5 protein-coding genes, 1 tRNA gene and 1 other RNA gene are annotated in these 3,810 nt (G+C 39.4%); all 7 read left to right on the top strand.

Annotated elements, in window-relative coordinates; genetic code table 11:
- The first annotated feature begins 1 nt into the window (after position 1).
- A tRNA-Asn gene (locus HMPREF0849_RS09335) sits at positions 2–75 on the top strand.
- Between the two features lie 208 nt (positions 76–283).
- Positions 284–520, top strand: coding sequence for a sigma(X)-activator ComW (gene comW / locus HMPREF0849_RS10740; RefSeq protein WP_000939513.1), 237 nt, complete (start codon positions 284–286; stop codon positions 518–520).
- Between the two features lie 241 nt (positions 521–761).
- A complete protein-coding gene (locus tag HMPREF0849_RS09325) occupies positions 762–2,048 on the top strand; it encodes an adenylosuccinate synthase (RefSeq protein ID WP_033605434.1) in 1,287 nt (428 codons plus the stop codon).
- Between the two features lie 200 nt (positions 2,049–2,248).
- Entirely contained in the window at positions 2,249–2,716 is a 468-nt protein-coding gene (gene tadA, locus HMPREF0849_RS09320) for a tRNA adenosine(34) deaminase TadA (RefSeq protein WP_001110100.1), read from the top strand.
- Positions 2,717–2,748: 32 nt separating this feature from the next.
- Positions 2,749–2,842, top strand: an RNA gene (gene ffs, locus HMPREF0849_RS10420) — signal recognition particle sRNA small type.
- A 64-nt stretch (positions 2,843–2,906) separates the two neighbouring features.
- Complete coding sequence (locus tag HMPREF0849_RS09315; RefSeq protein ID WP_000701977.1) at positions 2,907–3,350, top strand: dUTP diphosphatase; 444 nt, start codon at positions 2,907–2,909, stop codon at positions 3,348–3,350.
- A partial coding sequence (locus HMPREF0849_RS09310) for a histidine phosphatase family protein (RefSeq protein ID WP_198002049.1) occupies positions 3,310–3,810 on the top strand: 501 nt, incomplete at its 3' end. The genes HMPREF0849_RS09315 and HMPREF0849_RS09310, both read left to right, overlap by 41 nt.

Here is a 3,810-nt window from a genome sequence, read left to right as displayed (position 1 = left end):
ATCCGCCATAGCTCAGTTGGTAGTAGCGCATGACTGTTAATCATGATGTCGTAGGTTCGAGTCCTACTGGCGGAGTATAGATTGAAACGTTCAATTGAGCGTTTTTTTATTTATAAATATAGTGGATTGTTGAAATTTCAAATTTTAATTTTTAAATCTGTAATTACCTCTTTATTTTATTTATAGTTCGTTTAGCTTTAAATTCTTCTTTTATAGGATTTGAAGCTTTTTTAGTTCCTTTTTTTGTTAGACTAGTGTTACTAATAAGAAAGGGAATTTTTATATGCTTCAGAAATTTTATGATCGAGCATTTGTCTTTTTGAAACTAGTTGAACAAGAATATGCCTCTTTAGGCCAGAGTTGTTCAGAGTGGGAATCACTTCATCTCCGTTTTTTACTATATTACTTAATCCGATTTAAAATTAAAAGTGATAGGGACTTTTCTCTATATCACTTTAGAACAGCTTATCGTCTATATCTAGAGAAATTACTGCAAGGTGGTACAACTCTCATCCAATAGGAAGTATCTATATCATAATTACGAACGATTGTTGTGGATATATTTTAAAAAATATAGAATTAGCTTATAATCAAAGGTTTTTATATTTAGAAATGAAAGAATTTCCAAATCTTTTCTACTGTTTCTTCTTGATAAAATAGTGTTTTTTTCTTATAATAAATTGTAAGATATAATTGTGGGTGAAATTCCTGCCATGTATATGAGAAAGGACGAGCTCCTAGTAGCTCAGACGAATTTTATTATGACTTCAGTTGTTGTTGTAGGTACCCAGTGGGGTGATGAAGGTAAAGGGAAAATTACAGATTTTCTTTCTGCTAATGCAGAGGTAATTGCTCGTTATCAAGGTGGTGATAATGCTGGTCACACGATTGTGATCGATGGTAAGAAATTTAAGTTGCACTTGATTCCATCTGGAATTTTCTTTCCTGAAAAAATCTCTGTTATTGGGAATGGGATGGTCGTGAATCCAAAATCCCTTGTGAAAGAGTTGACTTATCTTCATGAGGAAGATGTGACAACTGATAACTTGCGTATTTCTGATCGTGCGCATGTTATTTTGCCTTATCACATTGAGTTGGATCGCTTGCAGGAAGAAGCTAAGGGTGACAATAAGATTGGTACTACAATCAAGGGAATCGGTCCAGCATATATGGACAAGGCTGCTCGTGTTGGAATTCGTATTGCAGATCTTTTGGATAAGGATATTTTCCGTGAACGTTTGGAACGCAATCTTGCGGAGAAGAATCGTTTGTTTGAAAAATTATATGATAGTACCCCTATTTCAGTTGACGATATTTTTGAAGAATACTATGAGTATGGTCAACAAATCAAGCAATACGTGACAGATACATCCGTTATCTTGAATGATGCGCTTGATAATGGCAAACGTGTGCTGTTTGAAGGTGCGCAAGGTGTTATGCTAGATATTGACCAAGGTACGTATCCATTTGTTACATCGTCAAACCCTGTCGCTGGTGGTGTGACAATTGGGTCTGGTGTTGGTCCAAGTAAGATTGACAAGGTTGTAGGTGTCTGTAAAGCTTACACAAGTCGTGTAGGAGACGGACCTTTCCCAACTGAATTATTTGATGAAGTGGGAAATCGCATCCGTGAAGTAGGTCATGAATACGGTACAACAACTGGCCGTCCACGTCGTGTGGGTTGGTTTGACTCAGTTGTGATGCGTCACAGCCGCCGTGTATCTGGGATTACCAATCTTTCATTGAACTCTATAGATGTTTTGAGTGGTTTGGATACTGTGAAAATCTGTGTCGCCTATGATCTTGATGGTCAACGTATTGATTACTATCCTGCTAGTCTTGAGCAGTTGAAACGTTGTAAGCCAATCTACGAGGAATTGCCAGGTTGGTCAGAAGACATCACTGGAGTCCGTAATTTGGAAGACCTTCCTGAGAATGCACGTAACTATGTTCGTCGTGTAAGCGAGTTGGTTGGTGTTCGTATCTCAACTTTCTCAGTAGGACCTGGTCGTGAACAAACTAATATTTTAGAAAGTGTTTGGTCATAGGAGATTTTTAAGATTAGTTTAAGACAGGTTGGGTATACTATAGACAGTTACAAGAAGACCTCCTAACTTGTTGTAACAAATATCCTAAACTTTTCTTTTTCATAATAATCTCCCTATTAAGTCACCGCATTCGGTGGCTTTTTTTGTGTTGAGAATCATGATATAATAATAAAATCGATAAGTAGGAAAAGAGAAGAACGATGAATTATACAGTTGAAGAAAAAGAAGCCTTTATGAGAGAGGCTTTGAGAGAGGCTGAGATTGCCTTAGAACACGATGAAATTCCAATTGGTTGTGTGATTGTCAAGGATGGAGAAATCATTGGTAGGGGGCATAATGCGCGCGAGGAGTTGCAACGGGCGGTCATGCATGCAGAAATCATGGCTATAGAGAATGCGAATGTGAGTGAAGAGAGTTGGCGCCTGCTGGATTGCACGCTTTTTGTGACCATTGAGCCTTGTGTCATGTGTAGCGGGGCGATTGGGCTTGCCCGTATTCCAAACGTGGTTTACGGGGCTAAAAACCAGAAATTTGGTGCAGCTGGAAGTCTGTACGATATTTTGACAGATGAGCGTCTCAATCATCGTGTAGAGGTAGAAGCGGGAATTTTGGAAGATGATTGTGCAGCGATTATGCAGGACTTTTTCCGAAATCGACGGAAAAAATAATTTCTCTTTAAAAACCGAGGGGAATGTGGTATAATAAATAGTGGAGCAACAGTTCTGCGTGAAGCGGGTCAGGGGAGGAATCCAGCAGCCCTAAGCGATGTGAATTGTGTGCTCTTTTTTCGTGCTTTTTTCGAATAAATAAGATAAAATAGCCTAGAATAAATGATTATAGAATAGAAAAGAGAAAGATATGAAAATTCGTGGTTTTGAATTGGTTTCGAGTTTTACAGATGAAAATTTGTTACCGAAGCGAGAGACAGCCCATGCAGCTGGTTATGATTTAAAGGTTGCAGAACGCACTGTGATTGCTCCAGGAGAGATTGTTTTGGTTCCGACAGGGATTAAGGCCTATATGCAGCCGACAGAAGTGCTCTATCTCTATGACCGTTCATCAAACCCTCGCAAGAAGGGCTTGGTCTTGATTAACTCAGTTGGGGTCATTGATGGGGATTATTATGGAAATCCTGGGAATGAAGGTCATATCTTTGCTCAGATGAAAAACATTACTGAACAGGAAGTCGTCCTCGAAGTTGGAGAACGTGTAGTCCAGGCTGTCTTTGCACCATTTTTGATTGCAGACGGAGATGAAGCGGATGGCGTGCGGACTGGTGGTTTTGGGTCAACTGGACACTAAGATGAAGATTATCTTTGTACGTCATGGGGAGCCAGATTACCGTGAGTTAGAGGAACGTTCTTATACAGGTTTTGGGATGGATTTAGCACCTTTATCTGAGAAAGGACGGCAACAAGCTCAGGAACTTTGGCAAAATCCTTTGCTACAATCGGCTAATCTACTAGTGACTTCAGCAGTAACGAGAGCTTTAGAAACGGCTTTTTATGTATCTTGTGCTACTGGCCTTCCTTTGAGGGTGGAGCCTTTGTTACACGAATGGCAGGTCTATGAATCAGGCATAGATAGATTTGAAGAGGCTAGAACACTATTTCTAGAAAACAAGGGGGAGTTACTTTCTAATAGTCCTATTCAATATGAGACAGCTACGGAAATGAAGTCTCGGTTTCTAGAATGTATGGCTAAGTATAGAGACTACCAGACTGTGGTAGTTGTCACTCATCGAATGCTCATGCGCCAATTT

The sequence above is a fragment of the Streptococcus sp. C300 genome, assembly GCF_000187645.1.
Classification (GTDB): Bacteria; Bacillota; Bacilli; order Lactobacillales; family Streptococcaceae; genus Streptococcus; species Streptococcus oralis_CQ.
Note: the sequence above shows the minus strand (reverse complement) of the source record. Positions and strands in the feature narration are given on the sequence as shown.

Bases quoted from the DNA above. Each gene is read 5' to 3' on its own strand.
- HMPREF0849_RS09325 (WP_033605434.1), top strand. From the start codon at position 762: ATGACTTCAGTTGTTGTTGTAGGTACCCAGTGGGGTGATGAAGGTAAA.
- HMPREF0849_RS09315 (WP_000701977.1), top strand. From the start codon at position 2,907: ATGAAAATTCGTGGTTTTGAATTGGTTTCGAGTTTTACAGATGAAAAT.
- comW (WP_000939513.1), top strand. From the start codon at position 284: ATGCTTCAGAAATTTTATGATCGAGCATTTGTCTTTTTGAAACTAGTT.
- tadA (WP_001110100.1), top strand. From the start codon at position 2,249: ATGAATTATACAGTTGAAGAAAAAGAAGCCTTTATGAGAGAGGCTTTG.